At 61.8% G+C, this 15,745-nt stretch carries 11 protein-coding genes and 5 tRNA genes; 4 read left to right on the top strand and 12 right to left on the bottom strand.

All coding sequences use genetic code 11. The features are described 5' to 3' along the window. Nucleotides 1-209 precede the first annotated feature (209 nt). Nucleotides 210-1,478 (bottom strand): UDP-N-acetylglucosamine 1-carboxyvinyltransferase, encoded by a 1,269-nt coding sequence (gene murA, locus HMPREF0307_RS07180; RefSeq protein WP_066490348.1) that lies wholly within the window; start codon nucleotides 1,476-1,478, stop codon nucleotides 210-212. 10 nt (nucleotides 1,479-1,488) lie between these two features. After that, the gene (ramA, locus tag HMPREF0307_RS07175) at nucleotides 1,489-2,328 is read right to left on the bottom strand and encodes an acetate metabolism transcriptional regulator RamA (RefSeq protein ID WP_066490341.1); all 840 of its coding nucleotides are present in this window, start codon (nucleotides 2,326-2,328) and stop codon (nucleotides 1,489-1,491) included. 257 nt (nucleotides 2,329-2,585) lie between these two features. Between ramA and cysK the strand changes: the two genes are divergently transcribed. Then, nucleotides 2,586-3,524, top strand: coding sequence for a cysteine synthase A (gene cysK, locus HMPREF0307_RS07170; RefSeq protein WP_066490339.1), 939 nt, complete (start codon nucleotides 2,586-2,588; stop codon nucleotides 3,522-3,524). A 70-nt stretch (nucleotides 3,525-3,594) separates the two neighbouring features. Beyond that, nucleotides 3,595-4,158 carry a serine O-acetyltransferase EpsC gene (gene epsC / locus HMPREF0307_RS07165; protein ID WP_066490337.1) on the top strand — a complete coding sequence of 188 codons (564 nt, stop codon included), beginning with the start codon at nucleotides 3,595-3,597 and terminating at the stop codon, nucleotides 4,156-4,158. Nucleotides 4,159-4,235: 77 nt separating this feature from the next. On the opposite strand, the gene HMPREF0307_RS07160 is transcribed toward epsC, so the two are convergent. The 6 genes from HMPREF0307_RS07160 to HMPREF0307_RS07130 all read right to left on the bottom strand — a co-directional run bounded on the left by HMPREF0307_RS07160 (nucleotide 4,236) and on the right by HMPREF0307_RS07130 (nucleotide 7,407). Continuing rightward, entirely contained in the window at nucleotides 4,236-4,517 is a 282-nt protein-coding gene (locus tag HMPREF0307_RS07160) for a GNAT family N-acetyltransferase (protein ID WP_066490330.1), read from the bottom strand. A gap of 193 nt (nucleotides 4,518-4,710) precedes the next feature. Beyond that, a tRNA-Phe gene (locus HMPREF0307_RS07155) sits at nucleotides 4,711-4,783 on the bottom strand. 19 nt (nucleotides 4,784-4,802) lie between these two features. After that, nucleotides 4,803-4,876, bottom strand: a tRNA-Asp gene (locus HMPREF0307_RS07150). Between the two features lie 128 nt (nucleotides 4,877-5,004). After that, complete coding sequence (locus HMPREF0307_RS07145; protein WP_197418394.1) at nucleotides 5,005-7,023, bottom strand: vWA domain-containing protein; 2,019 nt, start codon at nucleotides 7,021-7,023, stop codon at nucleotides 5,005-5,007. 201 nt (nucleotides 7,024-7,224) lie between these two features. Next, nucleotides 7,225-7,298, bottom strand: a tRNA-Asp gene (locus HMPREF0307_RS07135). A gap of 36 nt (nucleotides 7,299-7,334) precedes the next feature. Beyond that, nucleotides 7,335-7,407, bottom strand: a tRNA-Glu gene (locus HMPREF0307_RS07130). Between the two features lie 104 nt (nucleotides 7,408-7,511). Between HMPREF0307_RS07130 and HMPREF0307_RS07125 the strand changes: the two genes are divergently transcribed. Next, nucleotides 7,512-7,844 carry a metal-sensitive transcriptional regulator gene (locus HMPREF0307_RS07125; protein WP_066490319.1) on the top strand — a complete coding sequence of 111 codons (333 nt, stop codon included), beginning with the start codon at nucleotides 7,512-7,514 and terminating at the stop codon, nucleotides 7,842-7,844. Nucleotides 7,845-7,910: 66 nt separating this feature from the next. On the opposite strand, the gene HMPREF0307_RS07120 is transcribed toward HMPREF0307_RS07125, so the two are convergent. The 4 genes from HMPREF0307_RS07120 to HMPREF0307_RS07110 form a co-directional block, all read right to left on the bottom strand. Then, nucleotides 7,911-11,603 (bottom strand): phosphoribosylformylglycinamidine synthase, encoded by a 3,693-nt coding sequence (locus tag HMPREF0307_RS07120; RefSeq protein ID WP_066490316.1) that lies wholly within the window; start codon nucleotides 11,601-11,603, stop codon nucleotides 7,911-7,913. Nucleotides 11,604-11,797: 194 nt separating this feature from the next. Continuing rightward, nucleotides 11,798-12,196: a hypothetical protein gene (locus HMPREF0307_RS12950; RefSeq protein WP_141759228.1), complete on the bottom strand. Its 399-nt coding sequence runs from the start codon at nucleotides 12,194-12,196 to the stop codon at nucleotides 11,798-11,800. A gap of 358 nt (nucleotides 12,197-12,554) precedes the next feature. Then, nucleotides 12,555-12,627: transfer RNA gene (locus HMPREF0307_RS07115), tRNA-Lys, on the bottom strand. A gap of 92 nt (nucleotides 12,628-12,719) precedes the next feature. Beyond that, a complete protein-coding gene (locus HMPREF0307_RS07110) occupies nucleotides 12,720-14,216 on the bottom strand; it encodes a succinate CoA transferase (protein WP_066490313.1) in 1,497 nt (498 codons plus the stop codon). Between the two features lie 125 nt (nucleotides 14,217-14,341). On the opposite strand from HMPREF0307_RS07110, the gene dusB reads away from it, so the two are divergent. Beyond that, entirely contained in the window at nucleotides 14,342-15,484 is a 1,143-nt protein-coding gene (gene dusB / locus HMPREF0307_RS07105) for a tRNA dihydrouridine synthase DusB (protein ID WP_066490310.1), read from the top strand. The last annotated feature ends 261 nt before the right edge of the window (nucleotides 15,485-15,745 follow it).

The raw sequence follows: 15,745 nt of genomic DNA, 5'->3' as shown, positions 1-15,745 counted from the left end.
AACGAGTTGCTCTCAAGCGACTTGTTCAAACTTAACGAAATGAATTTTATAAGTCAAATCCATGTCGATTCGGTTTGATTGCCGCTAGCTCGTAACCTTTCGGCCATCTCGCTGGCAGCTCGGATAAATATAGGCGAGCCTTTGAAAACGCGCAAATCGCCAGGTAAGTAGCACTTTCGCAGCACCTACCTGGCGATCCCGAATCGTGGTTAATAGAAGGTTTCTTCCTGTGCACGCTCGATAGTGGCACCGAGAGCGGTGAGGTTCTCCACGAAATTCGGGTATCCACGGTCGATATGGAAGACATCGTGGACGGTAGAGACCTCGTCCGCGCACAGGGCGGCGAGCACGAGACCGGCGCCGGCACGAATGTCCGAGGACCACACGTGCGTAGAAGAAAGCTTTTCCTTGCCGCGGATAACAACGTGGTGGCCATCCACCGTCGCCTTCGCACCCAAACGGAGCATCTCGTCCACGAAGCGGAAGCGTGACTCGAAAACGTTCTCCGTGATCATGGTCATCCCCTCTGCCACGGTGGACAGCCCGATGGCCATGGGCTGAAGGTCCGTGGGGAATCCCGGGAACGGCAGCGTTTGGTAGTTGACGGCCTTCGGGCGGCCGTCCATGCGCACCCGGAAACCATTCTCGTAGGTCTCAACATTCGCGCCGGCGAGCTTGAGCTTCTCCAGCGGCAGGTGCAGGTGCCGCGGCGCGATGCCGGTTACCGTAATGTCGCCCCGCGTCATGGCTGCGGCGTAACCCCAGGTACCGGCGACGATACGGTCGCCGATGACCTCATGCTCGGTGGGATGAAGCGAAGGAACGCCCTCAATGGTGATGGTCGACGTGCCCGCGCCTTCGATCTTTGCACCCATGGAAACCAGCATCGAACACAGATCGACAATCTCGGGCTCGCGTGCCGCATTGTCGAGGATCGTGACGCCCGAAGCCAGGACTGCGGCCGTAATGATGTTCTCGGTCGCACCCACCGAGGGGAAATCGATGGAGATCTTTGCGCCGCGGAGGGCTTCGGCCTCGGCGACGACGGCGCCATGTTCAATGCGAGTGACGGCGCCGAGCTTTTCCAAGCCGGACTGGTGCATGTCGAGCGGGCGAGAGCCGATGGCATCGCCGCCGGGGAGAGCGACCTTGGCGTGGCCGCACCGCGCAGTCAATGGCCCCAGGACACAGACGGACGCACGGAACTGGCGGACGGCATCGAAGTCGGCATCGGAACGCAATTCCGCCGGCGTGGTGATTTCCACGCGGTCGCCGTCGATGGTCACGATGCATCCCAGGCCCTCAAGCACCTTTTTCATCAAAGGCACGTCGAGGATTTCCGGGCAGTTGGTCAGGGTTGTGGTGCCCTCTGCAAGCAGCGCGGCTCCCATGAGCTTCAGCACGCTGTTCTTGGCGCCATCAACCTTGACGGTGCCTGCAAGCCGGGCTCCACCGGTTACGTTAAAGATGTCTTTCACACGGGACAGTTTACGGCAAGGCGCCAATACGGCGAGCCGCGTTCACCGCTTCGTAACGCGTGTGTGCGCCCAACTTGCGCATCACGGAGCGCAAATAGGACTTGACGGTCTCGGCACCGATTCCCATTTCTTCGGCGGCCTCGATGTTGGTGTGGCCCAGCGCCACACAAGAAAGCACGTCGAGCTCACGGGCAGACAGCTTCGTAGACTGCTTGACGCGAACCGGAGAGACCATCTGGTCGCAGAGCATCTCGAGCTCGCGGCGCAAATCATCGTCCTCGACACGGTTAGCCAGCATGCGCAGCTTGGAATGCGTGGAACGAATCTGCTCCCACTCAGCACCGTTCATGACGTTGCCGCGTGCCGCAGCACCCTTGGCGCCATCGGCGCGGCGCATGGCGGAGTTGACAGCGAGGTCCTGCTCGAGGGAGCGAGCAGTCATCGTTACTTCTTCGATGACCTTGTCCCCCAGGCGCACCGGCGAGTGCACGCCAACGTAGAGAACACCACGAATCTCACGCTGCACGATGACGGGGACAGCCACGATGGAGTGGAGACCTTCGTCCTGCATGGCGCGGTCATTCTCGTGGGAGATGGTGTTGGCACGAGCATAATCCGTGACACCCACGGCGCGGCGGGTGGAGACCACGCGACCACCGACGCCGACGCCAGCGTCAATGATGAGGTTCTGGAGAGCCGGAGTACGCAGGCCCACCCACTGTGTAATTTGCAGGCGGTTATCCGCCAGCAGCGTGCCATACATGGTGACGGGAATTCCGGTGGCGTTTTTCAGGGAAGAAAGCGCGGCGCGGACGGCTTCTTCGTCATCTTTGATGCGGGGCGTATCCATGTAACTACTCCAGGCTCGGGGACACCCAATAAGGTGCCCTAGTCCCACTCAGGGAAGCGGGCAAATATCCGATAGGTTTTCGGCTTACGGGGGTAATCGTAAACCACACCCACCCCTCTACCCTAATTCCGCATCGTAAACATTCCACCAAAGAGAATAAATATCTGTCTAGAATTTGCGAACCGATCGGTCTAGGACGATAGTGTAGGATCGGCGCTAGCAAAGAAAGACCAACAGATTTTAGGAGGCCACACACCATGGCGCAGGTATTTGATTCCATTCTCGACACCATCGGCGGCACGCCGCTGGTGCGCCTTAACCGCCTTGTTGAGGGCAAGAAGGCCGAGGTTCTCGTGAAGGTTGAGTCCTTCAACCCGGCTAACTCCGTCAAGGACCGCATCGGTAAGGCCATCGTCGAGGCCGCGGAGAAGTCCGGCGACCTCAAGCCGGGCGGCACCATCGTCGAGGCAACCTCCGGTAACACAGGTATCGCCCTCGCCCTGGCTGGTGCAGCCAAGGGCTACAAGGTCATCCTCACCATGCCGGAGACCATGTCCAACGAGCGCAAGGTTGTCCTGCGCGCATACGGCGCAGAGCTCGTCCTCACCCCGGGCGCCGCTGGCATGCAGGGCGCTGTCGACAAGGCAAACGAGATCGTCGCCCAGAACGAGAACGCTATCCTGGCTCGCCAGTTCGGCAACGAGGCCAACCCGGCTATCCACTACGCCACCACCGGCCCGGAGATCTGGAACGACACCGAGGGCAAGGTTGACGCTTTCGTCGCCGGCGTCGGCACAGGCGGCACCGTCTCCGGTGCCGGCAAGTTCCTCAAGGAGAAGAACGCAGACCTCTACCTCGCTGCTGTCGAGCCGGCTTCCTCCCCGCTGCTCACCGAGGGCAAGGCTGGCCCGCACAAGATCCAGGGCCTGGGTGCCAACTTCATCCCGGAGGTTCTCGACCGCAAGCTACTCGACGAGATCCTCACGGCTACCAACGAGGAGTCCATCGAGACCGCTCGTAAGCTCGCCACCGAGGAGGGCCTGCTCGTCGGCATCTCCACCGGTGCGAACGTCTCCGCCGCTCTGAAGCTGGCTGACCGCCCGGAGTTCGAAGGCAAGACCATCGTCGTCGTCGCTCCTGACTTCGGTGAGCGCTACGTCTCCACCGTCCTGTTCGAGGACATCCGCGAGGCATAAGATTTACCGCTAAATAAAAGCGCCCGCCATTTTGGCGGGCGGTTTTTCATACCTATTAGAGTGGGTGCCCATGAGCATTCTTTCCAGAATCCGCGAGGATCTCGCCAACGCCCGAGATCATGACCCCGCCGCGCGCGGCGACATAGAGAATGCCATCGTGTATTCCGGCCTCCACGCCATCTGGAGCCACCGCATCAGCCACTGGATGTGGAAGCGAGGCTGGAGAGGCCCTGCGCGCATTCTCGCGCAAATCAACCGCTTCTTCACCGGCGTGGAGATCCACCCGGGCGCCACGATCGGCCGCCGTTTCTTCATCGACCACGGCATGGGCATCGTCATCGGCGAGACCGCGGAGATCGGCGACGGCGTCATGCTCTACCACGGTGTGACCTTGGGTGGCCAGGTCCTCACACAAACCAAGCGCCACCCCACCATCGGCGATAACGTCACCATTGGCGCCGGCGCGAAGGTCCTCGGCCCCATCACGGTAGGCTCCGGCTCGGCCGTAGGCGCCAATGCCGTCGTCACCAAAGACGTGCCGCCAGACCACATCGCTACGGGCATCCCGGCGAAGAACCGCCCACGCAATCCCAACGAGCGCATCAAGCTCGTCGACCCGGACTACTACATCTAAAGCTTGCCGATGCCCCCTCGTAGGGCCACGCCAAGAGCCCCATGCAGTGCATGGGGCTCTCGTTCGTTTCTCAGGCTCTAAGAGGCCACGAGGTCCTGGTACTCCGGATTCTTGCTGATGAAGCGCTCCACGGCCGAGCAGGTGGGGATAATGGAGCGTCCTGCCGCGCGGGTGTCATCGAGCGCGAACTTGATGAGCGGCTTGGACAGGCCCTTGCCCTGGAATTCGTCATGGACGACTGTGTGGTCGAACTCGCGAACCTGAGCGGAGTCCTTGTAGTCGGCGAAGCCAGCTTCTTCACCATCGACGGTGATGACGTAGCGGGACTGGTCGGTCTGCTGTGCAACGTTGATATCCATGTCGCCATTATGCCGAAACCCCGCCTCCCCGTCGAGACCTCGGTCCTCCCCCATCCCAGCCGCGCGGCGGCAGTTCAGGACAACGAAGACCCTAGATGCTGTGAGTTGTAGCCGCTTCTTTATCCTGAAATCCGGGCTTAAGGCAGCACAACAAAAAATCCTCGCTCCGGAAACCGGAACGAGGAGTATTTTGTGGCCAGAGCCAGGATCGAACTGGCGACCCCACACTTTTCAGGCGTGTGCTCTACCGACTGAGCTATCTGGCCAGAAGTCAGATGACTTCGGCGACCCTGACGGGACTTGAACCCGCGACCTCCGCCGTGACAGGGCGGCGCGCTAACCAACTGCGCCACAGGGCCATATTCTATTGTTGTTGTGCTCTCTGGCACGAGTAGTTACTCTACACAACAACCCTAAAATCACACAAATCACCATGTCACCACCCCTTTCTAGGACGGTGACATGGTGAAGAACTTAGACGTACATACTATTTGCGACGAGCGAGCAGGAATCCGCCCGCAGCGCCCACCGCGATAAGGAGAACGACTCCAGCACCGATGAGCATGCCCTTGAGGTTACTGCCACCAGCAGAGTCCTCACCGGCCTGTGCGACATCAGCGGACTGCTGCTCTGCATTGTCCCCTTCCTTGGGCGCATCCTCGGTCGTGGTCGTCTCAGCGGCCTTTTCGAGGTCTTCTGAGGCCGACGCAAGGTTGATGGGGGTATCGGAAGGCTCGGCACCTGGCTCAAAGTTGGGCGTGAACTCGGGACCGTCCATCGGCTCACCGTCGAGCTCCACCTTGAACGAGTAGCCCTGGTCTATGCCCGCCGTACGATCGTGCTTGTTACCATTCACGCTCTTTGCGAAGACGAGATAGTACGTGCCGGGGAGCGTCAGGGGTCCATCGATGTACTCGGTACGGTTAGCCCATTGCACGGCGGAATCGCCGGCGCTGCGATTCACTTCTTCTTCGCTTCCCACGTAGATATCTTCTCCGGCAAGCACGCTGCCACGCGTGGGGTTATAAAAATCCCACTGCAAGCCGTAGCTCTGGTGCTCCGCGACCGTCTTGCGCCCCTGCACAGTCACGACCGGACGCTTGCCGTAGGGCACATCAAACTTATAGAAGCGATATTCGCCGTCAACGATGGCGTCGTTATAGGTCTCCCCCGGCGTCACGGCTGCCGCGGAGTCGAAGGTAGCGCCACCGGCCACAGGTGCGCCCTCCTCAATCTGCGTGACCCCAGGGAGCTCACGAGACGCATACGGCTTCTTTTCGTCGCCAGCGAACGCGCCAGCCTTGACGTACTGCACGTTGACCTCAACGTCTAGCTCGACATCCTGGTTGACCTGGTCGGAGCTGAGCGTGTCAGCGAAGTACAGCGTTGTCACGATGTCCCAATCGTCCATCTTGATACAACGATTTTCCTCGTCCTCGGGCTGCTTTTCGTTTTGCACCAGCACGCTGGCGGAATAGGGCGGCGTGTAACGGCCGCCGCTCGTCGTGCGTGGGCTCGGCTGTACCGTGGTCGCGTAGCCCTCACAGTTGGGCGCAGGGTTTTCAGCCTCGACCGTGGAGAAGATGTCCGAAGTTACCTTACCATCCGCGTTCTGCTCTGGGATAGCGAAAACCGTGACATACGCGTTGTAGCCCTCAGGCACGGAAAGCTTGGTGTAGAACGGACGATCCTCGGCCTCGTTCTTACCCATACGGGGCAGGACCTTCGTGTGGTAGGTGCCCTCCCCGAGATACTTGGCACTGTCTGGATCATCGGCGAACTCGAACGGGGTGCCCCGCGCCTCGTACATGTTGACAGAACGCAGCGTGAGGAACTCCATGTTCTGCGCAAGCTCAGCAGCATTCGCTGCAGCGAGCGACTGGCCACCCGTTGCCTTAGCGACGCAATCCAGCTCAGACTGCGCCTTCTCGTCGACCTGGCATCCAATGGTGTGAACCGTGAGCCCCACGCCGTCAGCAGCAAGCTCCTTGGCCACGTCGCACACCGGTGGCGGCGCGCAGGTGTCGATGCCGTCCGAGACGAGCACGATGGAATTCTCGCCCTCGCCGCCGGCAGCTTTGAGCTGCTCCGCGGCCTTCTTCAGCGAGTTTCCGATGGGAGTGTAGCCCTTGGGCTCCAAAGCATTAAAGCTGTCTTTCAGCCCGGCCTTGTCGATCCGCCCGACCGGCGATAGCACGGAAATATCCTGGCAACCACGCTCTTTATTATCCGGCGCATTCGACTCCTTGGAGCCATACGCGACGGCGCCGACAAGGGCGCTGTCCGGAAGCTTATCGACGAGCTGGTTCGACGCGTCCTTGGCCACCTGCATCTTCGATGGGCCGCCCTCGCTTTCTGGATCCGCCATGGAGAACGAGGCGTCCATAACAAGCGCCACCTTGGACTGTTTATCGCTCGTCGGTCCCGCGTCTGAGCTCGGCGCTGTAGACGACGCTGCCGTGGACGATTCCTCGGACTGCGCGGCCGCGAACGGGACGACCAGCAAACTGAGGAAAATTATTGAAAGAACTGCGCCCCACGTGCGAGGCGAGAAATGCGATGTAGCCATCTAACCTAGCCTTTGCACAGAGAAGAGTGATTTACTACACAAAAGTACCGGAGATGACAAAAGGTCGCACCTGGAACAGAACAGAAAACACTCGGTCCTTACTTGAAACCAAGCAAGGACCGAGTGCGTCACACAATGCGACCCTGACGGGACTTGAACCCGCGACCTCCGCCGTGACAGGGCGGCGCGCTAACCAACTGCGCCACAGGGCCATATTCGATTTTTTCTGTACGAAGAAAGAATCTTCGTACCCCCAACGGGATTCGAACCCGTGCCGCCGCCGTGAAAGGGCGGTGTCCTAGGCCGCTAGACGATGGGGGCCCGGTACATGTTCGCTCACAGCAGTGTGCAACATGCGACCTCCTAGAAATATACTGGAGTGATCCCCATGCAACAAAATCGCCCGTAGGAGGAGTTGAAAAACCATGGCTGAACAGGCAGAACCCTGCGGCTGCCACGCCCCCGGCACGCATGGCTACAACCAGTCGGAGATTTCAAAGAAGCAATATTTGGCTCGACTCAAGCGAATTGAGGGCCAAACGCGTGGCATTCACCGGATGATCGACGAGGACCAGTACTGCATCGACATCATTACGCAGATCTCCGCGGTAACCTCCGCACTAGAAAACGTCTCGCTGGCGCTGCTCCAAGACCACATCGCGCACTGTGTCGCTGGCGCCGCTGCCGAGGATGGTCACGTGGCCCAGGAAAAGCTCGAGGAAGCCATGACGGCGATTAAGAAGCTCGTGAAGAACTAGCAGCGCTGGCCCCACGCGATAGGCGCCTTACCGGTTATCGGTAAGGCGCCTTGTTTCGGTTGCGGGTTACTTGGTGAAGAACTCCGCAGCGGACTCGAAGAGCAACATGTCATACTCGCCTGGCACGTTCTTGTACGTAGTGGCGGAGATGCGCTCGGAGTGGCCCATCTTGCCCAGCACGCGGCCGTCGGCGGACATGATGCCCTCGAGGGCGAACAGCGAGCCGTTCGGGTTGACATCGATGTCCATCGCCGGGTTGCCTGCGGCATCGACGTACTGGGTCGCGGCAGCCTCCTTGAGGCGCGCCCACTCGGACTCGCCGGCGGTGATGCGGCCCTCGCCGTGGGAGATCGGCACGGTAAAGACATCGCCGACGTTAACTTTGCTGAGCCACGGCGAGTCGTTGTTGACGACCTTGACACGCGAGATGCGCGACTGGTGACGGCCAATGGTGTTGAACGTCAGCGTCGGGGACTCGGTACCCGGCTCGGAGATGGCGCCGCCCGGAACAAGGCCCAGCTTGATGAGCGCCTGGAAGCCGTTGCAGATACCCAGGATGAGGCCGCCGCGCTCATCGAGCAGTGTGTGGACGCCAGCGGTGAGCGCTGGGTTGCGTAGGAAGGACGTCATGAACTTCGCGGAGCCGTCCGGTTCGTCACCGCCGGAGAAACCGCCCGGCAGGTACAGCATCTGCGAGCGGTCCAGGGCGGCTGCCATGCGCTCGACGGACTCGGCAATGTCTTCAGGCGTGCGGTTGCGCACGACGAGGATTTCTGGCTCGATACCGGCGCGCTGCAGCGCCTTCGCGGAGTCGTATTCGGTGTTGGTGCCCGGGAAGACCGGAATGAGTGCGCGCGGGGCGGAGCTGCCCGCGACGCGAGTGGGCGCAGCGGCAGCCGGCGCAGCCGCTGGCACGTCTGCGGGAGCAGAGGAAAGCTCAGTGGAGCCAGACTGCGGCGCCTCGGACGGGTAGATGGGCTCGAGGGTGGCGCGGTAGGCGGCCTCGGCGTCAGCGGATGAGACGGTCTCGGCACGGAAGGTGAAGCCGTCTGCGGTGGTCTCGCCCAGCGCGGTACCAGCGGACGGGGTGGCGTCCTCAGCCCACTCGAGGACGAACGCACCGTAGTTGTAGTCATAGAGCGGGGCGTCGTCTGCGAAAGCGAAGCCCAGGCCCTCGCCCAGCGACATCTTGAGCACGGCCTCGGCCACGCCGCCGAAGCCCGGGGTGTAGGCCGCGGTGACCTGGCCGGAGCGCAGGAGCTCCGTGACGGTCGCGAAGCTGGCGAGGAGGGACTCGGGGGTGGGCAAGCCGACGAGCGCGGTGTCGGCGGCATCGGCAAGCTCCGGGGAGAGCAGCGTGACGGCGTGGCCAGCGCCGGTGAAGTGGTTGGACGCAATGTGGTCAGTGGTCTCGTGGCTCACGGCGACAGAGATGACCGTGGGCGGGACGTGCAGTTCCTCGAAGGTGCCGGACATGGAGTCCTTGCCGCCGATGGCGCCCACACCCAAGCCGAGCTGAGCCTTGATGGTACCCAGCAGGGCCGCGGCAGGCTTGCCCCATGCGGTGGCGGAGTCCATGCGCTGGAAATACTCCTGCATGGACAGGTAGGTCTCGTCGATGGAAGAACCGGTAGCGATGAGCTTGGCCACGGACTCGACGACGGCAAGGTAGGCGCCGTGGTACGGGCTAGCCTCGGTGACGTACGGGTTGTAGCCCCAGGACATCACGGAGCAGTCCGTGGTCTCCCCCATGACCGGGAAGGTGTGGGCCATGGCCTGAATCGGGGTGGCCTGGCGGGAGCCGCCAAAAGGCATGAGGACGGTGCCGGCGCCGACGGTGGAGTCGAAGCGCTCGGACAGGCCCTGCTTGGAGGCGACGTTGAGGTCGCCCGCCATCGCGAGGAAGGACTCGCGGAAGGAGGAGTCCTTGTGAGCCCACTCGCGGCCAGCTGCGCGCCAGTCGGTGGAGGGCTCGATACGCACGTCCACATGCTTGTCCGCGCCGTTGGTGGCGAGGAATTCACGGGAGAGGTCGACGATGGTGTCGCCGCGCCAGGTCATGCGCACGCGTCCCGAGTCGGTGACGTTGGCGACGATGGTGGCGGTGAGGTTTTCCTCGTTCGCGAGCTCGATGAGGCGCTGCGCGTCCTTGGCTTCGACGACGACGGCCATGCGTTCCTGGGACTCGGAGAGAGCCAGGTCGGTGCCGTCGAGGCCCTCGTACTTTTTGGGCACGGTGTCCAGGTCGATGTCGATGGAATCGGCGAGCTCGCCCACGGCGACGGAGACGCCGCCAGCGCCAAAGTCGTTACAGCGCTTGATGAGCTTGGAGAACTCCGGGTTGCGGAAGAGGCGCTGGAGCTTGCGCTCCTCGGGCGCGTTGCCCTTCTGGACCTCGGAGCCCGCAGTGGTCAGGGACTCCACGTTGTGCGACTTGGAGGAACCCGTGGCGCCGCCGATGCCATCGCGGCCAGTGGCGCCGCCGACGAGGACGACGACGTCGCCCGCGTCCGGGACCTCACGGCGGACGTTCTCGGCTGGGGCGCCGGCGACGACGGCACCCATCTCGAGGTGCTTGGCGACGTAGCCCGGGTGGTAGACCTCGTCGACGAGGCCGGTGGCCAGGCCGATCTGGTTACCGTAAGAGGAGTTGCCTGCGGCGGCGGTACGCGCGATGGTCTTCTGCGGCAGCTTGCCGGCACGCGTGGTGGTCTCGAGCGGGTTTCCGGAGCCGGAGATGCGCATCGCGCCGTAGACGTAACCGCGGCCGGACAGCGGGTCGCGGATGGCGCCGCCGATGCAGGTCGCCGCGCCACCGAAGGGCTCGATCTCCGTCGGGTGGTTATGAGTCTCGTTCTTGAACAGGAAGAGCCACGGTTCATCCTTGCCGTCGACCGTGATGGTGACGTGGACGGTGCAGGCGTTGATCTCCTCGGAGACGTCGAGCGCGTCGAGCTTGCCCGTGGCGCGCAGGACCTTCGCGGCAATGGTCCCCATGTCCATGAGCGTCACCGGCTTGGTGCGACCAATGGAGTCGCGCGCAGCAAGGTAGTCGTTGTACGCGGCCTCCACGGCCGGGTCGTGGAACTCGATGTTGTCGAGGACCGTCTCGAAGGTGGTGTGACGGCAGTGGTCCGACCAGTAGGTGTCGATGACCTTGAGCTCAGTAATGGTCGGGTCGCGCTTCTCCGACTGGAAATAATCGCGCACGAGCATGGCGTCGTCGACGTCCATGGCCAGGCCGTGGGAGGCGACGACCTCGGGAAGGGCGGCATCGGAAAGCTCGGTAAAGCCGGTAAGCCGTGCGACGTCTGCTGGGCGTGGGGCCTCGACAACGAGAGCCTCGGGAAGCTCGAGGGAGGCCTCGCGGGCCTCGACCGGGTTAATGAGCCCGGCGCGCATGGCCTCCGGAATTTCTCCGTCCACGGCGTAGAGGACGGCCGTACGGACGGTGGGGCGCTCTTTTTCAAAGAGGAACTGGATGCACTGTGCCGCGGAGTCCGCGCGCTGGTCAAACTGGCCGGGCAGCGGCTCGACGGCGAGGATGGCCTTGCCGTCCAGGCCGGCCTCCTCGAGCGTGGCGTACATGTTGTCGACCTGCGGCTCTGCGAGCACGAGGTTGACGGCGGTGGCGAACTCGGCGTCGGTCGTGCCCTCCACGTCGTAGCGATTGAGCATGCGCACCGCCACTCCGTACTCCGCCGAGAGTGCAGCTGCGTGGCCGCCCTCCCGATTTTCCACGTACACACGCTGAACCATCGCGCCTCCCAGATAGCTAGTAATAGTCGAAGTTTTACGGTTCTGCCAGCAAGTATATGGACTTGCGACACCGCGTACTAATCCCCCGCTATCCTAGCGTGCAGGGCACCCCCGCGACTCGATTCTGCGGAGGCTGACGGTACACAACGGTGTCACAGGGATACATGGGCTATCCGATGCCTCTTTCTGCAGTCTCAGCCGAGGATGGAATGCCAACCGGTTTTCTCGCGATTGAACACTGCTCCCCCAGAGTTTCCGTAAGGACTTGAGGGCTGGGAACAAATAAGCGCCTGGCCGGCCGTACCGACAAAGCAACTTAGCGTATAAGTTTGACCGGTGACGGAACTTGTCACTTGGAAATCGTTGACAGTCGCAAGCACAATATTGCCGCTTGCGCCTGCCCGAGATTCGTATGCCTGCGCAATGGCGGCATCATAAATCGCCATGGCAAACGCGCATGATGCATCATCATTGGCGTCGACCCTAACCCCGTCTGATGTCATTCCGCAATAACCGCCAATTTGCTCGGGATTCGCGGCGATGTTATTGCTGTGCGGTTGTGCCGCAGGCGCTGCAGGTACGGCGGTGCTCATGGCTTCGGCAGGGGTCTTCTCCGCGGTGCGAGGAGCGGGCTGGTGCGACTCTGTGCTCGGATCAGCCGGCGCTGGAACCGTCATAGTTACTGTGCGCGGACCGGCCTCACCTTCGCCGGAACACCCTGCTAGAGCAAGAGGGACAAGGAGAACAGCCGCGGCAGTGGCACGAAAGATGGAGGATATGAGACACCTTAGAGACGACGAAACAGACGCCTATCGAGAGGCGAAGACACATAAATCATAAGACACGGCTACGCCTGTGCACGTGGAATTGACATACCGTTGCAGCGCTTCTCGCCGCTCACCCACCGCAAGCATAAATCCCCCGGCCGCTGTGCAGCCGAGGGATTATCGGTGGGCCCTCCGGGGCTCGAACCCGGGACCTGCGGATTAAAAGTCCGTAGCTCTACCAACTGAGCTAAAGGCCCAACGCCCACCTAGTTTAGCGGTGAGGTTGTGTGGAAGCGAAATCACCCCGGGGTAGTCCCCAGGGTGACCTACGCTCAGCGCATGCGAGGGATTAGCCGCGCATGTCGCCCTTCTCCGCGAAGTTGATCTGGAAGTCGAAGGCCGTCTTCAGATCGTGCGGGGTGTGCTGGAACTTGTTCTGCTTTGCGCGCTCGTAGTACTCCTCGAGCAGCGGGCGGTAGTCCGGGTGAGCAACGGAGATGACCTTCTCCACGCGTTCCTTGGGAGCCAGGCCGCGCAAATCAGCAACACCGTACTCGGTGATGATGACCATCGTGTCGTGCTCCGTGTGGTCGATGTGGGACGCGAACGGAACGATAGCGGAGATGGCGCCATCCTTGGCCACAGACGGGGAGACGAACGTGGAGATGTAGGCGTTGCGGGTGAAGTCGCCGGAGCCACCGGTGCCGTTCATGATGCGAGTGCCGCCCACGTTGGTGGAGTTGATGTTGCCGTAGATGTCGGCCTCAATCATGCCGTTGGAGGCAATGAGGCCTACGCGGCGGATGACCTCCGGATGGTTGGAGATCTGCTGCGGACGCAGGATGATGTGCTCCTTGTACTTCTCCGCCTTTTCGTTCATGCGGTCCGCGTACTCCGGAGACAGCGCGAAGGAGGTTGCGGATGCCATGGTCATCTTGCCGGCGTCGATAAGGTCAATCATGCCGTCCTGGATAACCTCGGTGTAGGCCTGGATATTCTCAAACTTGGAGTCGAGCAGGCCCGCCATAACGGCGTTCGGGACGTTACCCACGCCGGACTGCATGATGAACTGGTCGTAGGCCAAGCGACCGGCAGCTACCTCGCCCTCGAGGAAGTTAATAAAGTTCGCAGCGATCTTCTCCGAGACCTCATCCGGCGCCTTGAACGGGGCGTTGCGGTCCGGAGCGTCGGTCTTCACGACGGCGACGACCTTCTCCTGCGGAATCTCGATGTAGGTGGTGCCCACGCGGTCGCCCGGCTTGGTGATCGGAATCGGCTGGCGGTTGGGCAGCTTTTCAATCTTGTAGATGTCGTGCATGCCCTCGAGGTGCTCAGACTGCCACTCGTTGACCTCGATGATGATGCGCTCTGCGGCTTCGATGTACTCGAGATTGTTGCCCACGGCCGACGACGGCACGATGTTGCCGTTGTCGAGGATGCGGACGGCCTCAATGATGGCGACCTGGAAGTCACCATAGAAGCCTTCCTCCACCTGCTGGCCCGAGTGGGACAGGTGAATGTCCTGGTAGAGGGCGGAACCATCATTGAACTTGCCGCGCAGCACCGGATCGGAGTTGTACGGGGAGCGGAAGCGAATGGCGTCTGCCTCGGCGAGAACGCCGTCGCAGTCCGGGGCGGTGGACGCACCGGAGAAGACGTCGATCTGGAATTCTTCACCAGCAGCGTGAGCGGCCTTCGCCTTCTCTGCGATCGCAGTGGGCAGGGCCTTCGGGTAGCCAGCACCGGTGAAGCCGGAAATGCCGACACGGTCGCCGTGGTTGACGAACTTAGCCGCTTCCTCAGCGGAAACAACGAGGTCCTGATAGAAACCGATACGCTCGGACAAGGCGATTCCTCCTGTGGTGTAAAACCGAATGTTAGTTACCTGGAACACAATAGCGAAGATCTGTTAAGGGTGTAGGATTATTTCACCATTTGCCTATAACCTGCGAAAAAAGGCACAATTAGGGGGTGAATTTGCGCATCGGTCCCCTCGAATTAGCCTCCCCCGTCATCCTCGCGCCCATGGCGGGTGTAACAAACATGGCTTTTCGCACCCTCTGCCGCGAGCAGGAACTCGCGCGCACGGGAACAGTCTCCGGCCTCTATGTCTGCGAGATGATTACCGCCCGCGCCCTCGTGGAGCGCAACGAGAAGACCATGCACATGATCGAGTTCGCACCGCAGGAAACCCCACGCTCGCTCCAGCTCTACACCGTGGATCCGGAGTACACCTACCGCGCCGCGAAGATGATCGTCGACGACAACCTCGCTGACCACATCGATATGAACTTCGGTTGTCCCGTGCCCAAGGTCACCCGCCGTGGTGGCGGTTCAGCCCTGCCCTATAAGCGCCAGCTCTTTGGCAACATTGTCGCCGCGGCCGTCAAGGCCACCGAAGGCACGGACGTACCGGTCACGGTAAAAATGCGCGTGGGCATCGATGATGAGCACCACACACACCTCGACGCCGGCCGGATTGCTGTCGACAATGGCGCAGCAGCCGTCACCCTCCACGGACGCACGGCCGCGCAGCGCTATTCCGGCGACGCTCGTTGGGACGAGATCGCGCGCCTCAAGGAACACCTGGGCGACGAGGTCCCCGTCCTCGGCAACGGCGATATCTTCCGCGCTGACGACGCACAGCGCATGATGGATGCTACGGGCTGCGACGGCGTGCAGGTCGGCCGCGGCTGCCTGGGCCGCCCCTGGCTCTTCGCGGAGCTTTCCGCCCAGCTGCGCGGCGAGCCCATCCCGGACGAGCCCACACTCGGCGAGGTCACCCGCATTATCGTCCGCCATGCCGAGCTCCTGGCAGAGCACGACGGCGAAGACCACGCCGCGCGCGATATCCGCAAGCACATCGGCTGGTACATGCGAGGCTTCCCCGTGGGCGGCCAGGTGCGGGCCAAGCTCGCCCAGGTCACTTCGCTCGACGCGTTGCGCGAGATCCTCTCACCCTGGGCCGACTCGGAGGCCAAGGCTGCCGATGCCGCCGGTGCGCGCGGGCGCCAAGGCTCCCCCGCCAAGGTCGCGCTGCCCGATGGCTGGCTCGACGATCCGGAGGACATCACTGTTCCCCACGCCGCAGACATTATGAATTCTGGCGGTTAAGGTCCCCGCCTTACCGTGCGAGCACCCTCCCACGTAACGACTATCACCCCGTGCGCACGAGGTAATTCTCCTTACCACATGCACAATCGTGCCACGTCGGGTTATTTAAATGATCATTGAGTAAACGGCAGGCAAACTCCAGTACCCCCTAGTAGGCCACATGGACGATACCCCTCCTTACGCCTACCTCTTTGGACATAAATTTCTTGGGGGTAGACCCACCTTTCCCGTGCAATCCTTTCTATGGCGTAATAGGATGAC

Source organism: Corynebacterium sp. DNF00584 (assembly GCF_001552965.1).
GTDB lineage: Bacteria > Actinomycetota > Actinomycetes > Mycobacteriales > Mycobacteriaceae > Corynebacterium > Corynebacterium phoceense.
The sequence above is the reverse complement of the archived record's forward strand: the minus strand, read 5'-3'. Positions and strand labels throughout refer to the sequence as shown.

Bases quoted from the DNA above. Each gene is read 5' to 3' on its own strand.
- HMPREF0307_RS07125 (WP_066490319.1), top strand. From the start codon at position 7,512: ATGGCTGAACAGGCAGAACCCTGCGGCTGCCACGCCCCCGGCACGCAT.
- ramA (WP_066490341.1), bottom strand. From the start codon at position 2,328: ATGGATACGCCCCGCATCAAAGATGACGAAGAAGCCGTCCGCGCCGCG.
- HMPREF0307_RS12950 (WP_141759228.1), bottom strand. From the start codon at position 12,196: ATGAGCACCGCCGTACCTGCAGCGCCTGCGGCACAACCGCACAGCAAT.
- HMPREF0307_RS07160 (WP_066490330.1), bottom strand. From the start codon at position 4,517: ATGGATATCAACGTTGCACAGCAGACCGACCAGTCCCGCTACGTCATC.
- cysK (WP_066490339.1), top strand. From the start codon at position 2,586: ATGGCGCAGGTATTTGATTCCATTCTCGACACCATCGGCGGCACGCCG.
- epsC (WP_066490337.1), top strand. From the start codon at position 3,595: ATGAGCATTCTTTCCAGAATCCGCGAGGATCTCGCCAACGCCCGAGAT.
- HMPREF0307_RS07120 (WP_066490316.1), bottom strand. From the start codon at position 11,603: ATGGTTCAGCGTGTGTACGTGGAAAATCGGGAGGGCGGCCACGCAGCT.